Below are 20,070 nucleotides of genomic sequence, written 5' to 3'. Positions count from 1 at the left end.
TTCCGGACATGACGACCTCCCCCACCCCCGCCCACGAGACCCCCGCCGACGAAGCCGAGGGCCGGGAGATCCAGGACCGGCTGCGCGGCCGGGTGATCCTGGACGAGGCGGGACCGGAGCCCGGAACCGGGCTGGTCACCGGGGTGGACGTGGCCTACGACGACGTGAAGGATGTCGTCGTCGCGGCGGCCGTGGTGCTGGACGCCGTGACCTTGGAGACGGTCGACGAGGCCACCGCCGTCGGCCGGATCACCTTCCCGTACGTCCCCGGGCTGCTGGCCTTCCGGGAGATCCCGACGGCGCTGGAGGCGCTGGAGGGGCTGAGCGTCGACCCGGGCCTCGTGATCTGCGACGGCTACGGTCTGGCGCATCCGCGCCGCTTCGGGCTCGCCAGCCACCTGGGCGTGCTGACCGGGCTGCCGGTGATCGGCGTCGGCAAGAACCCGTTCACGTTCACGTACGAGGCCCCCGGCCCCCGGCGCGGCGACTTCTCGCCGCTGCTGGACGGCGAAGAGGTGGTCGGCCGGGCGCTGCGCACCCAGGAGAACACCAACCCGGTGTTCGTCTCGGTGGGCCACCGCATCAGCCTCGACAACGCCTGCGCCCACACCCTCCGCCTCGCCGGCCGGTACCGCCAGCCGGAGAGCACCCGCCGGGCGGACGCCCTGTGCCGGCAGACCCTGCGGGAAGCGACCGCCTGAGGCGGGGCTCCAGGGCCCCCGGGCGGGCGACCCGCCTCCATGGGCGGGGGGCGCGCGGGGATAGCGTGCGTCCTCATGACGCGTGTGTGGATGCTGCCGGTCCTGTTGCTGCTCAGCGGTGCCGCCGTCGCGGCGGGGCTCGCCCGGGGCGGCGACCCCGTCCTGGCGGTCGTACTCCTGGTGCTGTTCGTGCTCCTCGCCGGGATGACCTCGCCCCTGGTCTTCCCGAGGCCGGTCCCCGCCGCCGAGGCCCGGCGGCGCAGCGCGGCCGACGGCCGCCCGGTCGTCTACTGGCGCCCGGGCTGCACGTACTGTCTGCGGCTCCGCCTCCGGCTGGGCCGCGACGCCTCCCGGCTGCACTGGGTCGACATCTGGCGTGATCCCGCGGGGGCGGCCGAGGTGCGGGCGGCCAACGGCGGCGACGAGACCGTGCCGACCGTCTTCGTGGCGGAGAGGCCGCACACCAATCCGGACCCGTCGTGGGTACGCGAACAGCTGCCGCCTGCCGCGTGACGGTCCCGGGCGTGGAACAGTCCTGCAACTGAGTACCCGTACGGATGGCGTAGATCAGCACAGCTGGGCAGGCTAGAACGCATGAACGCCTCTCGCGCAGCAGTCCGCACCGCGCCCTTCGACCCCGCTCAGCGCCGTATGGCCCTCGGCATGCTCCTCGGGAGCGCCGCAGGCCTCGTCTGGCTGGGCGCGATGCTCTACACGCTGGCCGACTGGATTTTTTAGACGCCTCCGGTCGCCCCCGGGCGTCGGCTACCGCACCGCCGCTACCCGGAACCGCAGTCCCGCCGCCGTCAGCCGGTCCAGGAGCGCGTCGCCCATGGCCACCGCCGTGGTCACCTGCCCGGAGGTCTCCGGCAGCTCGTCCAGGGCCAGGCACACCGCCGACTCGGCGAGGATCTTCGCCGTTTCGCCGTAACCCGGATCGCCGCCCGACACCTCGGTGAAGACGCGCCGTCCACCGCCCTCGCCGACGAAGCGGATGGTGAACCAGCTCCGCTCGCGGCGCTCCTCGTCCGGCCCCTGCCCCGGCTCGTAACGCCCCATCAGCCACTCCCGGGCGCCCTCCACCTGCGCGGCGGCCACCAGCGCGCCGATCGCCACCGGGGCCCCGAGGGCCATCGGCAGGGTCTTGACCGAGGCGAAGTGCCGGTAGCGGAAGTCGGGACCGTACCGCTCCAGGGACCGGGCCGAGCGGCCCACGATCGTCGGGTCCACCGTCGGCAGCGGCAGCGCCCACGTGCCGACGGAGCCGCTGAAGTGCGGGGGGCCCGCCGGGGTGCGGACCCGTCGGCCCACCAGGCGCGGCTCGTGCAGCCGGCGTTCCCGGGCGGCGGCCAGCAGCTGCGGGCCCCGCCCCATCGCGGTCAGTGCCGAGGCGAACGTCCCGCCGGAGAACACCGCGTCGGTGCGGACGAAGCCGTCGACGGTGAGGGGGACGTCCTCCGGCAGTTGCCTGACGGTGAAGTAGGCCCCCAGGTCGTGGGGGACGGAGTCGAAGCCGCAGGCGTGCACGATGCGCGCCCCCGTCTCGCGGGCCCGTGCGTCGTGTTCCAGATACGTCCGGTCGATGAACTCCGCCTCGCCGGTGAGGTCCGCGTAGTCCGTCCCGGCCTCCGCGCAGGCGGCGACGAGCTTCTCGCCGTGACGGATGTACGGCCCCACCGTCGTGGCCACCACCCGGGTGGAGGCGGCCAGTTCGGCCAGGGCCTCCGCGTCGTCCGCGTCGGTCTCCAGCAGCGGCAGCTCCGCGCAGCCGGGTGCGATCGCGGTGAGCCGTTCCCGCAGCCCCTCCAGCTTGGCCCGGCTGCGGCCGGCCAGCGCCCAGCGCAGGCCGGCGGGGGCGTGGGCCGCCAGATACTCGGCCGTGAGCGTCCCCACGAAGCCGGTGGCACCGAAGAGGACGACGTCCAAGGGGCGTGTCGCGTCGTTCTGCCTGTTCACGAGTACCTCCACTGCGAGCCGGTGCCGACGTGGCAGGGCAGAGGGTAGCGGAGAGCGACGTGGCGGCGCCCGGCCGGGCGGCCGGATGCGAGAGGATCGAGAGAAAGAACTAAGCGCTTGCTCGGCCCGAGGGGTTGTGCGGAGCGGGGCGCGTTCTTAGCATCACTGATGTTACATCGGTTGTGTCATACCTCTGGGGGCTCACAGATGGCCAAAGGTCCAAGGCCCGGGCACGGTCCGCTGACCGGTGTCCGCGTCGTCGAGCTGGCGGGCATCGGACCCGGGCCGTTCGCCGCGATGCTGCTGGCGGACCTCGGGGCCGACGTCGTACGCGTGGACCGGCCCGGCGGCGCGGGGCTCGGCATCGACCCCGCCTCCGACCTCACCAACCGCAACAAGCGCTCCGTCCTCCTGGACCTCAAGAGCGACGAGGGGCCGGCCCGCGTGCTGGACCTCGTCGAACGCGCCGACATTCTGGTCGAGGGCTACCGCCCCGGCGTCGCCGAACGCCTCGGCGTCGGACCCGACGCCTGCCTCGCCCGGAACCCGAAGCTCGTCTACGGCCGGATGACCGGCTGGGGCCAGGACGGGCCGCTCGCCGAGCGCGCCGGACACGACATCGCCTACCTCGCGCTCACCGGCACCCTGTCCATGATCGGCAAGCCGGACGAGCCGCCCGTGGCCCCCGCCAACCTGCTCGGCGACTACGCGGGCGGCTCGCTCTACCTCGTCGTCGGCGTCCTCGCCGCCCTCCAGCACGCCCGCGCCCACGGTGAGGGGCAGGTCGTCGACGCCGCCATCGTGGACGGCGCCGCCCACCTCGCCACGATGATCCACGGCATGCTGGCCGCCGGGAGCTGGCAGGACCGGCGCGGCACGAACCTCCTCGACGGCGGCTGCCCGTTCTACGGCACCTACGCCACGTCCGACGGCGGCCACATGGCGGTCGGCCCGCTGGAGGAGAAGTTCTACGCGGAGTTCGCCGGCCTCCTGGGCATCGCGGACGCCTTCCCCGACCGGTGGGACCTCGCCCGGTGGGACGAGCTGCGCGCCGCCGTCACCGGGCGCTTCCTGACCCGCACGCGCGCCGAGTGGACGGAGGTCTTCGACGGCACCGACGCCTGCGTGGCCCCCGTGCTCTCGCTCACCGAAGCACCGCACCACCCGCACCTTGCCGCCCGCTCCACCTTCGTCGAGCACAGCGGCCTCACCCAGCCCGCCCCCGCCCCGCGCTTCTCGGTCACCCCCGTCTCCGTTCGCGGCGGGCCCGCCCTGCCCGGCGCCGACACGGCCGCCGTCGCCGCCGACTGGGACGTCCCCGCGCTGCGGCCCGCGGACTCACCCGACACCTACTAGGAGCCCCCGTGCAACGGCAGATCTTCACCGAGGAGCACGACGCCTTCCGCGAGACCGTCCGGGCCTTCCTGGCCAAGGAGGTCCTCCCGTACTACGAGCAGTGGGAGCAGGACGGCATCGTCTCCCGCGACGCCTGGCTCGCCGCCGGACGCGCGGGACTGCTGGGCCTCGCCGTCCCCGAGGAGTACGGGGGCGGCGGCAGCGACGACTTCCGCTACAGCGCCGTCCTCGCCGAGGAGTTCACCCGGGCCGGGGCCCCCGGACTCGCGATCGGGCTGCACAACGACATCATCGGCCCTTACCTCACCGGCCTGGCCACCGAGGAGCAGAAGCGGCGCTGGCTCCCCGGCTTCTGCTCCGGCGCGACCATCACCGCGATCGCGATGACCGAGCCCGGCGCGGGCTCCGACCTCCAGGGCATCCGCACCACCGCCGAGGACAAGGGCGACCACTGGCTGCTCAACGGCTCCAAGACCTTCATCTCCAACGGCATCCTCGCCGACCTGGTCGTCGTCGTCGCGAAGACCACCCCCGACGGCGGGGCCAAGGGCCTCTCGCTGATCGTCGTCGAACGCGGGGCGGAGGGCTTCGAGCGGGGCCGCAACCTCGACAAGATCGGCCAGAAGTCCCAGGACACCGCCGAACTGTTCTTCGACGACGTCCGCGTCCCCAAGGAGAACCTCCTCGGGACACGCGACGGCGCGTTCATCCACCTGATGACCAACCTGGCCCAGGAACGCATGGGCATAGCGGTGGCCGGGATCGCCGCCGCCGAACACCTGTTGGAGATCACCACCCGGTACGTCAAGGAGCGCGAGGCCTTCGGGCGCCCGCTCTCCAAGCTCCAGCACATCCGTTTCGAGATCGCCGAGATGGCCACCGAGTGCGCCGTCACCCGGGCCTTCCTCGACCGGTGCATCGTCGACCACTCCGACGGTGTGCTGGACGCCGTCCACGCCTCCATGGCCAAGTGGTGGGCCACCGAACTGCAGAAGCGCGTCGCCGACCGCTGCCTGCAACTCCACGGTGGTTACGGCTACATGAGCGAGTACAAGGTCGCCAAGGCGTTCACCGACGGCCGTATCCAGACCATCTACGGCGGCACGACCGAGATCATGAAGGAGATCATCGGCCGCTCGCTGCTTGCCTGACCCCCCGCGGCCCCTCGTTCAACCACCCCTCGAAAGGCAGCTGTCTTGAGTACCGAAGCATTCGTCTACGACGCGATCCGCACCCCGCGCGGCCGCGGCAAGGCCAACGGCGCCCTGCACGGGACCAAGCCGATCGACCTGGTCGTCGGCCTCATCCACGAGATCCGGGGCCGCTTCCCGGACCTCGACCCGGCCGCCATCGACGACATCGTCCTCGGCGTGGTCAGCCCGCTCGGCGACCAGGGCTCCGACATCGCCCGTATCGCCGCCATCGCGGCCGGTCTGCCCGACTCCGTCGCCGGGGTGCAGGAGAACCGCTTCTGTGCCTCGGGCCTGGAAGCGGTCAACCTGGCCGCCGCCAAGGTCCGCTCCGGCTGGGAGGACCTCGTCCTCGCCGGTGGCGTCGAGTCGATGTCCCGGGTGCCGATGGGCTCCGACGGCGGGGCCTGGGCCATGGACCCGATGACCAGCTTCGAGACCGGCTTCGCCCCGCAGGGCATCGGCGCCGACCTCATCGCCACCATCGAGGGCTTCAGTCGCCGCGACGTCGACGAGTACGCCGCGCTCTCCCAGGAACGCGCCGCCGCCGCCTGGAAGGACGGCCGCTTCGCCCGCTCCGTCGTCCCCGTCAAGGACCGCAACGGCCTCCTCGTCCTCGACCACGACGAACACCTGCGCCCCGGCACCACCGCCGACTCCCTCGCCGCGCTCAAGCCCTCCTTCGCCGGTATCGGCGAGATGGGCGGCTTCGACGCGGTGGCCCTCCAGAAGTACCACTGGGTCGAGAAGATCGACCACGTCCACCACGCGGGCAACTCCTCCGGCATCGTGGACGGCGCGTCGCTCGTCGCCATCGGCTCCAAGGAGGTCGGCGAGCGCTACGGCATGACCCCGCGCGCCCGTATCGTCTCCGCCGCAGTCTCCGGCTCCGAGCCCACCATCATGCTCACCGGCCCCGCCCCCGCCACCCGCAAGGCGCTCGCCAAGGCCGGGCTGACCATCGACGACATCGACCTCGTCGAGATCAACGAAGCCTTCGCCGGAGTCGTCCTGCGCTTCGTCAAGGACATGGGCCTCTCCCTGGACAAGGTCAACGTCAACGGCGGCGCGATCGCGCTGGGCCACCCGCTCGGCGCGACCGGCGCGATGATCCTCGGCACCGTCATCGACGAACTGGAGCGCCGCGACCAGCGGTTCGGCCTGGTCACCCTCTGCGTCGGCGGCGGCATGGGCGTCGCCACCGTCGTCGAACGCATCTGACTGCCCCCGGCCCTACCCGCCTACGGAGAAGACACCGACATGACCGAGAGCACGACCATCCGCTGGGAGCAGGACGAGACCGGCGTCGTCACCCTCGTCCTCGACGACCCGAACCAGTCGGCCAACACGATGAACCAGGCCTTCAAGGACTCCATCGCGGCCGTCGCCGACCGCGCCGAGGCCGAGAAGGACTCCATCCGCGGCATCATCTACACCTCCGCCAAGAAGACCTTCTTCGCCGGGGGCGACCTCAAGGACATGATCAAGGTCGGTCCGGAGAACGCCCAGGACGCCTTCGACGCCGGCAACGCCATCAAGGCCTCGCTCCGCCGCATCGAGACCCTCGGCAAGCCCGTCGTCGCCGCCATCAACGGGGCGGCCCTCGGGGGCGGTTACGAGATCGCGCTCGCCTGCCACCACCGCGTCGCCCTCGACGCCCCCGGCTCCCGCATCGGCCTGCCCGAGGTCACCCTCGGCCTGCTCCCGGCGGGCGGCGGCGTCACCCGGACCGTACGCCTCATGGGCATCGCCGACGCCCTGCTCAAGGTGCTCCTCCAGGGCACGCAGTACACGCCGCGGCGCGCCCTGGAGAACGGCCTCGTCCACGAAGTCGCGGCCACCCGCGAGGAGATGACCGAGAAGGCCCGCGCCTTCATCGACGCCCACCCCGAGTCCCAGCAGCCCTGGGACGTCAAGGGCTACAAGATCCCCGGCGGCACCCCGTCCAACCCGCGCTTCGCCGCCAACCTGCCCGCCTTCCCTGCCAACCTGAAGAAGCAGCTCGCGGGCGCGCCGATGCCCGCCCCGCGCAACATCCTCGCGGCGGCCGTCGAGGGCTCCCAGGTCGACTTCGACACCGCCCTGACCATCGAGGCCCGGTACTTCACCGAGCTGGTCACCGGCCAGGTCTCCAAGAACATGATCCAGGCGTTCTTCTTCGACCTCCAGGCCGTCAACTCCGGCGCCAACCGACCGGGCGGCATCCCCGAGCGACCCGTCCGCAAGGTCGCCGTCCTCGGCGCCGGGATGATGGGCGCGGGCATCGCCTACTCCTGCGCCAAGGCCGGGATCGAGGTCGTCCTCAAGGACGTCTCCACCGAGGCGGCCGCCAAGGGCAAGGCGTACAGCGAGAAGCTGCTCGCCAAGGCGCTCTCCCGGGGCCGTACGACCGAGGCGAAGCGCGACGAACTGCTGGCCCGGATCACCCCCACCGGCGACGCGGCCGACCTCGCGGGCTGCGACGCGGTGATCGAGGCCGTCTTCGAGGACACCGCGCTCAAGCACAAGGTGTTCCAGGAGATCCAGGGCGTCATCGAGCCGGACGCGCTGCTCTGCTCCAACACCTCCACCCTCCCGATCACGGTCCTCGCCGAAGGCGTCTCGCGCCCCGTCGACTTCATCGGACTGCACTTCTTCTCGCCCGTCGACAAGATGCCCCTGGTCGAGATCATCAAAGGCGAGCGCACCGGCGACGAGGCGCTCGCCCGCGCCTTCGACCTGGTCCGCCGGATCAAGAAGACGCCGATCGTCGTCAACGACTCCCGCGGCTTCTTCACCTCGCGCGTCATCGGCCAGTTCATCAACGAGGGCGTCGCCATGGTCGGCGAGGGCGTCGAGCCCGCCTCCATCGAGCAGGCCGCCGCCCAGTCCGGCTACCCGGCCAAGGTGCTCTCCCTGATGGACGAGCTGACCCTGACCCTGCCCCGTAAGATCCGCAACGAGACCAAGCGCGCGGTGGAGGAGGCCGGGGGCACCTGGCCCGGCCACCCCTCCGACGAAGTCATCGACCGCATGGTCGACGAGTTCGGCCGCCCCGGACGCAGCGGCGGAGCGGGGTTCTACGACTACGACGAGGCCGGCAGGCGGGCAGGCCTCTGGCCCGGACTGCGCGAGCACTTCGCCAAGCCCGACGCCGATGTGCCCTTCGAGGACATGAAGGAGCGGATGCTCTTCTCCGAGGCCCTGGACAGTGTCCGCTGCCTGGAGGAGAACGTCCTCATCTCCGTCGCCGACGCCAACATCGGCTCCATCATGGGCATCGGCTTCCCGCCGTGGACCGGCGGCGTCCTCCAGTACATCAACGGGTACGAGGGCGGCCTGACCGGCTTCATCGCCCGCGCCCGGGAACTCGCCGAGCGTTACGGCGACCGCTTCCTGCCGCCCGCGCTGCTGGTGGAGAAGGCGCAGAAGGGCGAGACCTTCCACGACTGAGGCGCCCGTGCACCGCGTTCACCGTCACTCGGCGGTGAACGCGGCCCGCAGCTCCTCCTTCAACGATCGCTGAAACGCCGTCACCAGCGCCTGCACCACGATCGGTTGCATATCGGCGGACAGTGACTTCATCGCCGCCACGTGCTCCGGGTCGCCCTCACGCTCCCGGTAGGGGCTCCACACCTCGTCCCGGAACAGCCGGGTCATCTCCTGGGCGGCCGAGCGGGTGTGCTCCAGCAGAACGGTCCGCGCCGCCAGGATCGTCTGGTGCGCGATCGGCACGTCCAGCAGCTCCACCCCGAGCCGCAGCAGCCCCGGATCCACCCGGTACGCCCCGCCGTCCTCCTGCGGCCGGACCAGCACCCCCATCGCCGCCAGCCGCTCCACATCCGCCTCCGACAGCGCCCGCCCGGCCCGCCGCTCCAGCTCGGCCCGGGAGAAGTCCTCGGCCCGGTCCGGCGCCCAGGACGCGACCAGCGCCCGGTGGATCGCCAGATCGTGGGCGCTCAGGTCGGGCGGCAGCTGTTCCAGATAGCGCTCGATCGCCGCCAGCGTCATGCCCTGCTGCTGGAGCTCCTCGATCAGCGCGAGCCGCGAGAGATGGTCCAGCCCGTAGTGTCCGACCCGGCGGGCCCCGATGACCGGGGGCGGCAGCAGGCCCCGGGTGCTGTAGAACCGCACGGTGCGCACGGTGACCCCGGCGCGCGCCGCCAGCTCGTCCACGGTGAGCGTCGGCTCGTCGGTCCCCGTCGCCATCTCTGCTCCCCGCCGTCGAACCCTCATGTCGGACAGTGCCGCTGTCTCACCATTACTGTGAAAGTCTCCTGCACCATCGCCCCGCCGTCCACCCCGGGCCCGTTGTCAGTGGTGGCCCGTACGGTGAGGGTATGTCGGAGATCACTTACGTACGGGGGGACGCCACCGCGCCGCAGGGCAAGGGCGTCAAGCTGATCGTCCACGTCTGCAACGACCTCGGCGGCTGGGGCAAGGGCTTCGTCCTGGCCCTCTCCCGCCGCTGGCCGGAGCCCGAGGCCGCCTACCGGCGCTGGCACCGGGAGCGCGCGGGCAACGACTTCGCCCTGGGCGCGGCGCAGTTCGTGCGGGTGGGGTCCTACCTCTGGGTGGCCAACATGGTCGGCCAGCGGGGCATGCGCACCGGCAGCAAGGGGGTGCCCGTGCGGTACGAGGCGATCGACGCGGCGCTCGGCGCGGTGGCCGCCAAGGCGGGCGAGCTGGGGGCCTCGGCCCATATGCCCCGGATCGGCTGCGGGCTCGCGGGCGGCACGTGGGCCAGGATCGAGCCGCTGATCGAGCGACGCCTGATATCCGCAGGCATACCGGTGACGGTGTACGACCACGACTGACCGGCCCGTCGGCGGCTCCCGACCCCGCCCCAGGGGTTCGGGGTTCCCCGGGGGCGAGGGATCATGGAGGAGAGGAACAGGGCACGGGCAGCGCACGGCAGGCCCGCCGGGACCGCGGGAGCACGGATGAGCAGCGCCACCGACGCGCGGAACCCCGAGCCGCCCCCGCCCGGAGGGGTGCTCTGGAGCCTGTCCGGGGACATCCGCGCCCTGCTGATGCTGCCCGCCGCCCTCACCCTCCAGGTCGCCCATCCGGCCGTCGGCGCCGGCGTCGACGAGCACTCCGTCTTCCGTACGGACCCCTGGGGACGCGGTGAACGCTCGCTGCGCTCGCTCCAGCTCTGGGTCTACGGCGGCGCGGAGGCTGCGGAGGAGGGCCGCAGGCTGCGGGTGCTGCACCGCACCATCCAGGGGACCGACACCCGCGGCCGTCCCTACCACGCCCTGACGCCCGCCAACTACGCCTGGGTGCACGCCACCGGCTTCCCCGTGTACCAGCACGCGGCACGGTATCTGATCCGCCCGATGAGTCCCGCCCAGGAGCGCGCCCTGTACGCGGAGTGGCTCCAGGTCGGCCGGATCCTGGGCATCCACGACCGGGACATGCCCCAGACCATCGAGGACTTCTGGCCGTACTGGGAGAAGATGCTCGCGGGGGAGATCGAGGCGACCCCCGTCGTCCGGGAACTCGTCGCCGCCGACCAGTCCGTCCCCCCGCCGGACCGGGGGCCCTGGCCGCTCCGGCTGCTACTGCGGGCGCTGTGGCCGGTGCTGCTTCCGCCGCTGGCCCGCTTCCGCCGCTTCGTCACCATCGGGCTCATGCCGCCCGACGCCCGCACGGCCATCGGCCTGCCGTGGACCCGGGACCAGGAGAAGCGGCTGCGCCGGATGTGCGCGGTGCTGCGGGTCGTCGTCCCCGTCCTGCCGGAGCGGCTGCGCTATCTGCCCCGGGCGCGAGCGGCCCGCGCCGCGTCGCGTACGGCGGGACGGGACGCCCGCGCCGCCGGGGCGCGTCGGAACGGCTGAACGCCCGCCGCTCTGACGCCCCGGGGCACGGGTCAGCGGTGGTCGTGACCCGCGTGCTCCCGGCCGGCCCCATCTTCCGACCGGTCGTCATGAGGCTCTGCACGGGGCGGAGCAGGAGGCGCCCTGCCGGGCGCCTCTCTCACACGATCGCCGTTCCGTCGTCACGGACGACACTTACGACACGTGCGACACGTACGACAGCAGTGATCAACCCCTGTCGCCCAGGAGTTGACCGGGGTAACGTCCGCACATTGCCGACAGCCGGACGGGCGTCACGGCGCCCGCCCCCATGTTCCGGAGGCCGCTGATGTCCCCTCGCATCGCTCGTGCGCTCCGCATGCTCAGCCCGCACCCGTGGCTCGCGCCGGTCGCCGGTCCCGCCCGGCCGCAGTCGGCGCCCGCGCGCCGCAGGGCGAGAGCGATGCGCCGGACGGCCGTCGCGGCGACACTCGCCGGGCTGGCCCTCCCGTTCGCCATCGCGCCCGCCGAGGCCGCGCACCGCCCGCCGCGCACCGGGTTCGAGACGAGCGAGGGCGCCCGCTGGACCGGCGAGGCGGAGGAGCGGGCCTTCCTCGCCGCGGTGGACCGGGGGAGCGACCGGGTCTCCGTGGACCGCGTCGGAACGACCGGTCAGGGCCGCCCCCTGCGGCTCGTGCGCGTCGGCCAGGAACGCCCCGGGGCCGCCACCAAGGTGCTCCTGATCTGCAGCCAGCACGGGGACGAGCCCGCCGGGCGCGAGGCCTGTCTGACCACCATCCGTGACCTGGCGTTCGCCGAGGACCGGGCGACCCGCGCCTTCCTGGCCCGTACGACCCTGCTGGTGCTGCCCACGGCCAACCCCGACGGACGCGCCGCCGACACCCGCGGCAACGCCGACGGGGTCGACGTCAACCGCGACCACATCGCCCTGGAGACCGCCGAGGCGCGGGCCGTCGCCACCGTCGTACGCGACGAACGGCCCCAGGTGATCTACGACTTGCACGAGTACGGTGCGACCCCGCCGTACTACGACAAGGACCTGTTCGCGCTGTGGCCGCGGAATCTCAACGTCGACGACCGGATCCACGACGTCTCGCGCACCCTCTCCGAGCGGTACGTCCGCCCCGCCGCGACGGCGGGCGGCTACAGCAGCGGCCACTACGGCATCTGGACCGACCCGGCCACCGGGGAGCCCGTCAAACAGGTCGCCGGCGACGGCCAGGAACGCATCCTGCGCAACGCCTCCGGTCTCAAGCACGCCGTCGGCCTGCTCATCGAGTCCCGCCTCGACGCGCTGAGCGACGCGGAGAAGGCCGATCAGGCGCTCAACCACCGGCGCCGGGTCCACTCCCAGCAGACGGCGCTCGGCGGTCTCTTCGCCTTCACCGACGAGCAGCGCGCCCGGCTGCGCACGGCCACCGCCCTCGCCCGCCTGACCGGCCTCGCCGACCGGGGACCCGTGTACCTCGGCGGCGCCGACAACGACCCGGCCGAGCCGGCGGAGGTCCTCGCCGACCCGCCGTGCGGCTACCGGCTGGACGCGGCCCAGTACGCGGCGGTGAAGGACGAGCTGGCCCTGCACGGCATCACGGCCCGACCGGAGGAGGGTGGCGCGTTCGTGCCCTTGCGCCAGTCGGCTCGACACCTGATTCCGCTGCTTCTCGATCAGCGGGCGACATATCACCTCACAGACGGTCAAGCCAGAACCGCTTGTTGATCCCTTGAGATTCTGGGCAGGTGTGGTACTGCCTACGGAGAGCGTTTTTCAGACTCGGTGAAAGGTGCCATCAGTGTCCCAGGACGACCAGACAACGGACGGGCGGGAAGGGCTGTCGGTCACGGCGGACCTTCCCCCCGAACCGCTCAGTACCAGGGCCCCGACCACCGACCGGGTGGTGTTCGGAGTCACGGCGGTTCTCACCCTCGCCTTTGTCGTCTGGGGCGCGATCGCCACCGACTCCCTGGAGACCGTTTCCGGCAAGCTGCTCACCGGGCTGATCCACAACGGTGGCTGGGCCTTCATACTGGCCGCGTCCGCCTTCGTCATCTTCGCCCTGTGGCTGGCCGTCAGCCGGTACGGGAAGATCTGCCTCGGCCAGGAGGGTGAGAAGCCGGAGTTCCGGACCATCTCCTGGATCGCGATGATGTTCAGCGCCGGTATGGGCATCGGGCTGATGTTCTGGGGCGTCGCCGAGCCCCTCGCACACTTCCGGACCCCGCCCCCGGGCACCGACCCCGCCGACTCGGCCGAGGCCATGCAGACGGCGATGGCCACCACGCTCTTCCACTGGACGTTGCACCCCTGGGCCATCTACGCCGTGGTCGGGCTCGCCATCGCCTACAGCGCCTACCGGATGCGCAGGCGGCAGACGATCAGCGCGGTCTTCGAACCGCTGATCGGCAAGCGTCATGCCTACGGTGGCGTCGGCCGCGTCATCGACATCCTGGCCATCTTCGCCACCCTGTTCGGCTCCGCGGCCTCCCTGGGCCTCGGCGCGCTCCAGATCGGCAGCGGCATCCAGGAACTGGACTGGCTGGAGAAGGCGGGCACCGGACTTCTCGTCACCGTCATCGCCGTGCTGACCGTCGCCTTCGTCGCCTCCGCGGTCTCCGGGGTCGAGAAGGGCATCCAGTGGCTGTCCAACATCAACATGGTGCTGGCCCTCCTGCTCATCGTGTTCGTCTTCATCGCCGGTCCCACGATCTTCGTGCTCGATCTGGTGCCCACCTCCCTCGGCGCGTACGTCACCGACCTGGGGCAGCTCGCCGGACGCACCGAGGCGACCGGCGGCGGTGACGTGGCCGACTGGCTCGGCAGCTGGACCGTCTTCTACTGGGCCTGGTGGATCTCCTGGACGCCCTTCGTCGGCATGTTCATCGCCAGGATCAGCCGCGGCCGCACGATCCGTCAGTTCGTCGGCGGCGTCATCCTGGTGCCCAGCACCGTCAGCCTGATCTGGTTCGCCGTCTTCGGCGGCTCGGCCATGAAGCTGGACGAGGCCGGGAAGCTCGGTGGCGCCGACACCCCGGAGGCGCAGCTGTTCGGCGTCCTCCAGGAGTTCCCGATCGCCACGCTCACGAGCATTCTGGTGATGGTCCTGGTCGGCATCTTCTTCGTCTCCGGAGCCGACGCCGCCTCCATCGTCATGGGCACCCTCTCCCAGAAGGGCGTCCTCGAACCGAGCAAGCTGGTCGTGATCTTCTGGGGTGTCGTGACCGGGGCCGTGGCCGCGATCATGCTGCTCATCGGCGACGGCAAGGAGAACGCGCTCCAAGGGCTGCAGAACCTCACCATCCTGGTGGCCGCCCCCTTCGCCCTCGTCATGATCGGCATGTGCGTGGCCCTGATGCGGGACCTGCGCAAGGACCCGCAGATCGTCCGCCAGGAGTTCGGCGTGGAGGCGGTCGAGTCCGCGGTGATCGAGGGGCACGCCAAGTACGACGGCGACTTCGAGATCCGCATCGGCCCCGGGACCACGACCATCGTGGACGAGCGCCACAGGCCCGACACCACCGGATCGGGCTCCACGGCCACGGAGAAGCGGCCCTCCGACTGAGCGGGCACCGCCCGTCCGTATCCGTATCCGTATCCGTACCGGAGCCCGCGACTGCCTACAGGCCGCGGGCTCCGGTACGTCGTGTCCCCCGCGCCACCGTGCGGGCTCCGGGCTCCGGTACGTCGTGGTCCACGCACCACCGGGCGGGCCCGCACCCGGCAGGTCATGCTCGTGCCCCCGCACGGCCCCACTCCCGGCCGGCCCGCGCGCACCACCCTGCGGACCCGTGTCCGGCGGGCCCCGGTCAGCCCACCAGCGCCGCCGCCGCCCGCGCGCACCCCCAGGCCACGGTCACGCCCGCGCCGCCGTGCCCGTAGTTGTGCACCAGCAGACCGCCGCCCGGCAGCGCCTCCGCCTCGATCCGTACCCCGGCCTCCCGCGCCGGGCGCAGCCCCACCCGGTGCCCGAGCACCCGGGCGCCGGCGATCTCCGGCCGGATCCGCGCACACCGCGCCACGATCTCCCGCGCCGTCCCCGGGTCGGGCTCCGTGCGCGGATCGTCCACCTCGGCCGTACCGCCCAGCACCAGCCGGCCCGGCTGCGGGAAGAAGTACGTCGTCGCGGCCGACGCCGGATCCGCCTCGGTGTACCACTCCTCGATCCCCGGGTTCTCCACCGCGACCAACTGCCCGCGCACCGGCCGCACCCCGGCGTCGGGCACCAGCGCGCGCGCCCCGAGCCCCGTGCAGTTCACCACCACCGGGCTCCGCTCCGCCGCCTCGCCGAACCCCGTCACCGCCCGCCGCTCCACCGTGCCGCCCGCGGCCGCGAGCCGCCGCTCCAGCCACGCCAGATGGACGGGCATGTCCAGCAGCGGCAAGGTCACCCGCAGCCCTTCGGGCAGCTCCACGGCGTCCTTCAGCCCGGCCGACCAGTCGCCCAGCGCGCCGAGCCGCTCCCCGCCGTGCAGCCCCGCCACCCGCCGTACGCCGGTCTCCTCCGGGGCGCCCGACAGCTCCTCGTAGACCGCCAGCGTCGCCAGCGACCAGTCGCCCACCCGCTCCGCCGGCTCGATCCGGTACGGCCACCACAGGGCCCCCGCCACCGCCGACGTCGTCGCCCCGGCCGGATCGCGCGACCAGACCCGCACCCGCAGCCCGCGCTCCGCCAGCGTCACGGCGGTGGTCAGACCGACGACCCCGCCGCCCACCACGATCACATCCGCCATCACGGTCACTCCTGTCACAGTGCCACCGGTGCACCCGGTCGCTGCGTGGACGCTAACGGAAGCCCGAATCCGGAGGCCAGGGGCACAGGGCGACGGGCATGGAGTGCCGGAGACTAGGATCGGCACCCTGATGACTGCCACTCTCGTCGCCAAGGACCTCGCCGCCGGACACGGCGACCGCACGCTCTTCGCCGGGCTCGACCTCGTCGTCGCCCCGGGGGACGTGATCGGTCTCGTCGGAGTCAACGGAGCCGGTAAATCCTCCCTGCTCCGGCTGCTCGCCGGGCTCGACCGCCCGGAGGAGGGCGAGCTGCGGCTCTCCCCGCCCACCGCCACCGTCGGCCACCTCCCGCAGGAGCCCGAGCGCCGCGACGGCGAGACGGTGTCCGCGTTCCTGGCCCGCCGCACCGGCGTCGCCGACGCCCAGCGCACGATGGACGAGGCGACCGAGGCCCTGGTCGCGGGCGCCCCGGGCGCGGACGACGCGTACTCCGAGTCCCTGGAGCGCTGGCTCGCCCTCGGCGGCGCGGACCTGGAGGAGCGGGCCGAGCAGGTCGCCGCCGAGCTGGGCCTGACCGTCGGCCTCGACCGGCCCATGACCGCGCTCTCCGGCGGACAGGCCGCCCGCGCCGGACTCGCCTCGCTGCTCCTCTCCCGCTACGACGTCTTCCTGCTAGACGAGCCCACCAACGACCTCGACCTCGACGGCCTGGAGCGCCTGGAGCGCTTCGTGTCCGGCCTGCGCGCGGGCACCGTCGTCATCAGCCACGACCGCGAGTTCCTGATGCGCACGGTCACCAAGGTGCTGGAGCTGGACCTCGCCCAGCAGCAGATCAACCTGTACGGCGGTGGCTACGCGGCCTACCTGGAGGAGCGGGAGACCGCACGCCGGCATGCCCGCGAGGGCTTCGAGGAGTACGCCGACAAGAAGGCGTCCCTCGAAGCGCGCGGCCATATGCAGCGCTCCTGGATGGACAAGGGTGTCAAGAACGCCCGCCGCAAGGCGACCGACGGCGACAAGCTCGGCCGCAACGCCCGCAGCGAGGCCAGCGAGAAGCAGGCCGCGAAGGCCCGGCAGACCCAGCGCATGATCGAACGCCTCGACACCGTCGAGGAGCCGCGCAAGGAGTGGGAGCTGCGGATGGAGATCGCCTCCGCCCCGCGCTCCGGATCCGTCGTCGCGACCCTGCGCGACGCCCGCGTGGTGCGCGGCGACTTCTCCTTCGGCCCCGCATCGCTCCAGATCGACTGGGCGGACCGGGTCGCCATCACCGGGGCCAACGGCGCCGGCAAGTCCACCCTGCTGGCCGCCCTGTTGGAGCGACTGCCGCTGGACTCCGGGAACGCCACGCTCGGTTCGGGCGTCGTCGTCGGAGAGGTGGACCAGGCCCGGAAGCTGTTCCTCGGCGCGCAGTCGCTGCTGGACGCGTTCTGCGCCGCCGTGCCCGACACGGAACCGGCCGAAGTCCGCACCCTGCTCGCCAAGTTCGGCCTCCGCGCCGACCACGTGATGCGCCCCGCGACCAGTCTGTCCCCCGGCGAGCGCACCCGCGCCGCCCTCGCCCTGCTCCAGGGCCGGGGCGTCAACCTCCTGGTGCTCGACGAGCCGACGAACCACCTGGACCTGCCCGCCATCGAGCAGCTGGAGGCGGCCCTGGAGACGTACACGGGCACCCTGCTGCTGGTCACCCACGACCGGCGGATGCTGGAGGCGGTCCGCACGACCCGCCGCATCGAGGTGGCCGACGGCCAGGTCAAGGAAGTCTGAGCGGAGTCACGGGGGCGGGGGGCGGGCCGCACACGGCGGCCCGCCCCCGCCTCTGTCCGTCTCAGCGCCCCCGGCCGCCGCCCTGCTTCGGGTCGGTCAGCCCGGCCCGCCGCAGCGCGTCCGCCATGGCGCTGTTCGCCGGAGCCGGGGCCCCCTGGCCCTGCCGGGACGCACCGCCACCACCGCGTCGGTCCCGGCCGCCGCTGCCCTGCCGGCCCTGGCCGCCCCCGGACGGCTGCCCCTGGCCCTGCCCCTGGCGCTGCTTCGGGGGACGGCCGCCGCGCTCGCCCCGGCCCTGCTGCCCGCCGCCGGAACCGCCGCCCGCACCGGGCTCGTCGTCCAGCCGCAGCGTCAGCGAGATCCGCTTTCGGGGCACGTCGACGTCCATGACCTTGACCTTCACGATGTCCCCGGGCTTCACGACGTCGCGCGGGTCCTTCACGAACGTCTTCGACAGCGCCGAGACGTGCACCAGACCGTCCTGGTGGACGCCGACGTCGACGAACGCGCCGAACGCGGCCACGTTGGTCACGACGCCCTCCAGCAGCATGCCGGGCTCCAGGTCGCCGAGCTTCTCGACGCCCTCCTTGAAGGTCGCCGTCCGGAACGCCGGACGCGGGTCGCGCCCCGGCTTCTCCAGCTCCTTGAGGATGTCCGTCACCGTCGGCAGCCCGAACATGTCGTCCACGAAGTCCGCCGCGCGCAGCGACCGCAGGGCCTCCGCGTTACCGATCAGCGAGGCCACCTCGCCGCCCGCCGTCCTCCCCATCCGGCGCACCACCGGGTAGGCCTCGGGGTGCACGCTGGAGCCGTCGAGCCGGTCGTCGCCGTCCCGGATCCGCAGGAAGCCCGCGCACTGCTCGTACGCCTTCGGGCCGAGCCGCGCGACGTCCTTGAGGGCCTTGCGCGACCGGAAGGGCCCGTTGGAGTCCCGGTGGGCGACGATGTTCTCGGCGAGCCCCGAGCTGATCCCCGACACCCGTGAAAGCAGGGGCGCGGACGCGGTGTTGACGTCCACACCGACCCCGTTGACACAGTCCTCGACGACCGCGTCCAGCGAACGCGACAGCTTCACCTCGGACAGGTCGTGCTGGTACTGGCCGACGCCGATCGACTTCGGGTCGATCTTCACCAGCTCGGCCAGCGGGTCCTGGAGCCGCCGTGCGATGGAGACGGCGCCGCGCAACGACACGTCCATGTCGGGCAGTTCCTGCGAGGCGAACGCGGAGGCGGAGTACACCGAGGCGCCCGCCTCCGAGACCATCACCTTCGTGAGCTTCAACTCCGGGTGCTTGTCGATCAGTTCACCGGCGAGCTTGTCCGTCTCACGGGACGCCGTGCCGTTGCCGATGGCGACCAGGTCGACCGCGTGCTCCTTCGCGAGGTGCGCGAGCTTCGCCAGCGCCTGGTCCCACTTGTTCGCGGGCACGTGCGGGTGGATCACATCGGTGGCCACCACCTTGCCGGTGGCGTCGACGACCGCGACCTTCACCCCCGTACGGAATCCGGGGTCCAGGCCCAGCGTGGCCCGGGTGCCGGCCGGGGCGGCGAGCAGCAGATCGCGCAGGTTCGAGGCGAAGACCCGCACCGCCTCGTCCTCCGCCGCCGTGCGCAGCCGGGCCCGCAGGTCGATGCCCAGGTGCACCTGGATCCGGGTCCGCCACGCCCAACGCACGGTGTCGCCGAGCCACTTGTCGCCCGGGCGGCCCCGGTCGCCGATCTCGAAGCGGCGGGCGATCATGTTCTCGTACGCGGACGGGCCCGGCCGCTCGGCGGCCTCCGGCTCCTCCGGTTCCAGGACCAGGTCGAGGACGTTCTCCTTCTCGCCGCGCAGCATGGCGAGCACCCGGTGCGAGGGCAGCGCGGTGAACGGCTCCGTGAAGGCGAAGTAGTCGGCGAACTTGGCGCCCGCCTCCTCCTGGCCCTCGCGCACCTTCGCCGCCAGCCGGCCACGCGTCCACATGCGCTCGCGCAGCTCGCCGGTCAGGTCGGCGTCCTCGGAGAACCGCTCGGTGAGGATCGACCGGGCGCCGTCCAGGGCGGCCGCCACGTCCGCGACGCCCTTTCCGTCGTCCACGAACGCGGCGGCCGCCGCGAGCGGATCGACCGACGGGTCACCGAGCAGGCCGTCCGCCAGCGGTTCGAGCCCCGCTTCCCGGGCGATCTGCGCCTTCGTCCGCCGCTTCGGCTTGAACGGCAGGTAGATGTCCTCCAGGCGCGCCTTGGTCTCGGCGGCCCGGATGCTCGCCTCCAGCGCGGCGTCGAGCTTGCCCTGCTCGCGCACGGATTCGAGGATCGACGTACGCCGCTCCTCCAGCTCCCGCAGATAGCGCAGCCGCTCCTCCAGCGTGCGCAACTGCGCATCGTCGAGGGATTCGGTCGCCTCCTTGCGGTAGCGCGCGATGAACGGCACGGTCGATCCGCCGTCGAGCAGCTCGACGGCCGCCCTGACCTGTCGCTCACGTACGCCGAGCTCCTCGGCGATCCTGCCTTCGATGGACGTCGTCACGGTTTTCCCGACTCGCCTTCTCGTACTGGCTGTGCTGGCCGTGCTCGTGTCGCGATGAGCACGT

The 20,070-nt window shown here is 72.3% G+C and carries 16 protein-coding genes; 12 read left to right on the top strand and 4 right to left on the bottom strand.

Going from position 1 to position 20,070, the window contains the following annotated elements; genetic code table 11:
* Positions 1 to 8 precede the first annotated feature (8 nt).
* The 3 genes from N7925_RS03730 (at position 9) to mmpA (ending at position 1,439) form a co-directional block, all read left to right on the top strand.
* Positions 9 to 701 carry an endonuclease V gene (locus N7925_RS03730; protein ID WP_265598075.1) on the top strand — a complete coding sequence of 231 codons (693 nt, stop codon included), beginning with the start codon at positions 9 to 11 and terminating at the stop codon, positions 699 to 701.
* A 75-nt stretch (positions 702 to 776) separates the two neighbouring features.
* On the top strand, positions 777 to 1,214 hold the full coding sequence (locus N7925_RS03725; RefSeq protein ID WP_265598074.1) for a glutaredoxin domain-containing protein: 438 nt from the start codon (positions 777 to 779) through the stop codon (positions 1,212 to 1,214).
* An 81-nt stretch (positions 1,215 to 1,295) separates the two neighbouring features.
* Complete coding sequence (gene mmpA, locus N7925_RS03720) at positions 1,296 to 1,439, top strand: morphogenic membrane protein MmpA (RefSeq protein WP_265598073.1); 144 nt, start codon at positions 1,296 to 1,298, stop codon at positions 1,437 to 1,439.
* 27 nt (positions 1,440 to 1,466) lie between these two features.
* Here the strand turns inward: mmpA and N7925_RS03715 are convergent, their stop codons facing one another.
* Positions 1,467 to 2,657, bottom strand: coding sequence for a saccharopine dehydrogenase family protein (locus N7925_RS03715; RefSeq protein WP_274343014.1), 1,191 nt, complete (start codon positions 2,655 to 2,657; stop codon positions 1,467 to 1,469).
* Between the two features lie 207 nt (positions 2,658 to 2,864).
* On the opposite strand from N7925_RS03715, the gene N7925_RS03710 reads away from it, so the two are divergent.
* The 4 genes from N7925_RS03710 to N7925_RS03695 are packed head-to-tail and all read left to right on the top strand — an operon-like array spanning position 2,865 to position 8,635.
* The gene (locus tag N7925_RS03710; RefSeq protein WP_265598071.1) at positions 2,865 to 4,013 is read left to right on the top strand and encodes a CaiB/BaiF CoA transferase family protein; all 1,149 of its coding nucleotides are present in this window, start codon (positions 2,865 to 2,867) and stop codon (positions 4,011 to 4,013) included.
* An 8-nt stretch (positions 4,014 to 4,021) separates the two neighbouring features.
* Entirely contained in the window at positions 4,022 to 5,164 is a 1,143-nt protein-coding gene (locus tag N7925_RS03705; protein ID WP_265598070.1) for an acyl-CoA dehydrogenase family protein, read from the top strand.
* 45 nt (positions 5,165 to 5,209) lie between these two features.
* Positions 5,210 to 6,424 carry an acetyl-CoA C-acetyltransferase gene (locus N7925_RS03700; RefSeq protein WP_228925849.1) on the top strand — a complete coding sequence of 405 codons (1,215 nt, stop codon included), beginning with the start codon at positions 5,210 to 5,212 and terminating at the stop codon, positions 6,422 to 6,424.
* Between the two features lie 39 nt (positions 6,425 to 6,463).
* Positions 6,464 to 8,635 carry a 3-hydroxyacyl-CoA dehydrogenase NAD-binding domain-containing protein gene (locus N7925_RS03695; RefSeq protein WP_274343013.1) on the top strand — a complete coding sequence of 724 codons (2,172 nt, stop codon included), beginning with the start codon at positions 6,464 to 6,466 and terminating at the stop codon, positions 8,633 to 8,635.
* 24 nt (positions 8,636 to 8,659) lie between these two features.
* On the opposite strand, the gene N7925_RS03690 is transcribed toward N7925_RS03695, so the two are convergent.
* Positions 8,660 to 9,391, bottom strand: coding sequence for a MerR family transcriptional regulator (locus N7925_RS03690; RefSeq protein WP_274343012.1), 732 nt, complete (start codon positions 9,389 to 9,391; stop codon positions 8,660 to 8,662).
* Between the two features lie 131 nt (positions 9,392 to 9,522).
* Here N7925_RS03690 and N7925_RS03685 point away from each other — a divergent pair, with 131 nt between their 5' ends.
* From N7925_RS03685 to N7925_RS03670, 4 genes are all read left to right on the top strand, one after another.
* Positions 9,523 to 9,999, top strand: coding sequence for an Appr-1-p processing protein (locus tag N7925_RS03685; protein ID WP_274343011.1), 477 nt, complete (start codon positions 9,523 to 9,525; stop codon positions 9,997 to 9,999).
* 126 nt (positions 10,000 to 10,125) lie between these two features.
* Positions 10,126 to 11,025: an oxygenase MpaB family protein gene (locus N7925_RS03680; protein WP_274343010.1), complete on the top strand. Its 900-nt coding sequence runs from the start codon at positions 10,126 to 10,128 to the stop codon at positions 11,023 to 11,025.
* A 307-nt stretch (positions 11,026 to 11,332) separates the two neighbouring features.
* Positions 11,333 to 12,721 carry a M14 family metallopeptidase gene (locus tag N7925_RS03675; RefSeq protein ID WP_274343009.1) on the top strand — a complete coding sequence of 463 codons (1,389 nt, stop codon included), beginning with the start codon at positions 11,333 to 11,335 and terminating at the stop codon, positions 12,719 to 12,721.
* 73 nt (positions 12,722 to 12,794) lie between these two features.
* The gene (locus tag N7925_RS03670) at positions 12,795 to 14,561 is read left to right on the top strand and encodes a BCCT family transporter (RefSeq protein ID WP_274343008.1); all 1,767 of its coding nucleotides are present in this window, start codon (positions 12,795 to 12,797) and stop codon (positions 14,559 to 14,561) included.
* 244 nt (positions 14,562 to 14,805) lie between these two features.
* Here N7925_RS03670 and N7925_RS03665 read toward each other — a convergent pair whose 3' ends face one another.
* Positions 14,806 to 15,729 (bottom strand): FAD-dependent oxidoreductase, encoded by a 924-nt coding sequence (locus N7925_RS03665; protein WP_265598063.1) that lies wholly within the window; start codon positions 15,727 to 15,729, stop codon positions 14,806 to 14,808.
* A 130-nt stretch (positions 15,730 to 15,859) separates the two neighbouring features.
* On the opposite strand from N7925_RS03665, the gene N7925_RS03660 reads away from it, so the two are divergent.
* A complete protein-coding gene (locus N7925_RS03660; protein ID WP_265598062.1) occupies positions 15,860 to 17,497 on the top strand; it encodes an ABC-F family ATP-binding cassette domain-containing protein in 1,638 nt (545 codons plus the stop codon).
* A 61-nt stretch (positions 17,498 to 17,558) separates the two neighbouring features.
* Here the strand turns inward: N7925_RS03660 and N7925_RS03655 are convergent, their stop codons facing one another.
* Positions 17,559 to 20,006 carry a Tex family protein gene (locus tag N7925_RS03655; protein WP_265598061.1) on the bottom strand — a complete coding sequence of 816 codons (2,448 nt, stop codon included), beginning with the start codon at positions 20,004 to 20,006 and terminating at the stop codon, positions 17,559 to 17,561.
* Positions 20,007 to 20,070 lie beyond the last annotated feature (64 nt).

Origin of the sequence: Streptomyces sp. CA-278952, assembly GCF_028747205.1 — a bacterium.
Lineage (GTDB): Bacteria > Actinomycetota > Actinomycetes > Streptomycetales > Streptomycetaceae > Streptomyces.
This window is presented reverse-complemented; position numbering and strand designations above follow the sequence as displayed.

Coding starts and splice junctions, on each gene's coding strand:
- N7925_RS03675 (WP_274343009.1), top strand. CDS start 11,333: ATGTCCCCTCGCATCGCTCGTGCGCTCCGCATGCTCAGCCCGCACCCG.
- N7925_RS03685 (WP_274343011.1), top strand. CDS start 9,523: ATGTCGGAGATCACTTACGTACGGGGGGACGCCACCGCGCCGCAGGGC.
- N7925_RS03710 (WP_265598071.1), top strand. CDS start 2,865: ATGGCCAAAGGTCCAAGGCCCGGGCACGGTCCGCTGACCGGTGTCCGC.
- N7925_RS03660 (WP_265598062.1), top strand. CDS start 15,860: ATGACTGCCACTCTCGTCGCCAAGGACCTCGCCGCCGGACACGGCGAC.
- N7925_RS03725 (WP_265598074.1), top strand. CDS start 777: ATGACGCGTGTGTGGATGCTGCCGGTCCTGTTGCTGCTCAGCGGTGCC.
- N7925_RS03695 (WP_274343013.1), top strand. CDS start 6,464: ATGACCGAGAGCACGACCATCCGCTGGGAGCAGGACGAGACCGGCGTC.
- N7925_RS03665 (WP_265598063.1), bottom strand. CDS start 15,729: ATGGCGGATGTGATCGTGGTGGGCGGCGGGGTCGTCGGTCTGACCACC.
- N7925_RS03680 (WP_274343010.1), top strand. CDS start 10,126: ATGAGCAGCGCCACCGACGCGCGGAACCCCGAGCCGCCCCCGCCCGGA.
- N7925_RS03690 (WP_274343012.1), bottom strand. CDS start 9,391: ATGGCGACGGGGACCGACGAGCCGACGCTCACCGTGGACGAGCTGGCG.
- mmpA (WP_265598073.1), top strand. CDS start 1,296: ATGAACGCCTCTCGCGCAGCAGTCCGCACCGCGCCCTTCGACCCCGCT.
- N7925_RS03730 (WP_265598075.1), top strand. CDS start 9: ATGACGACCTCCCCCACCCCCGCCCACGAGACCCCCGCCGACGAAGCC.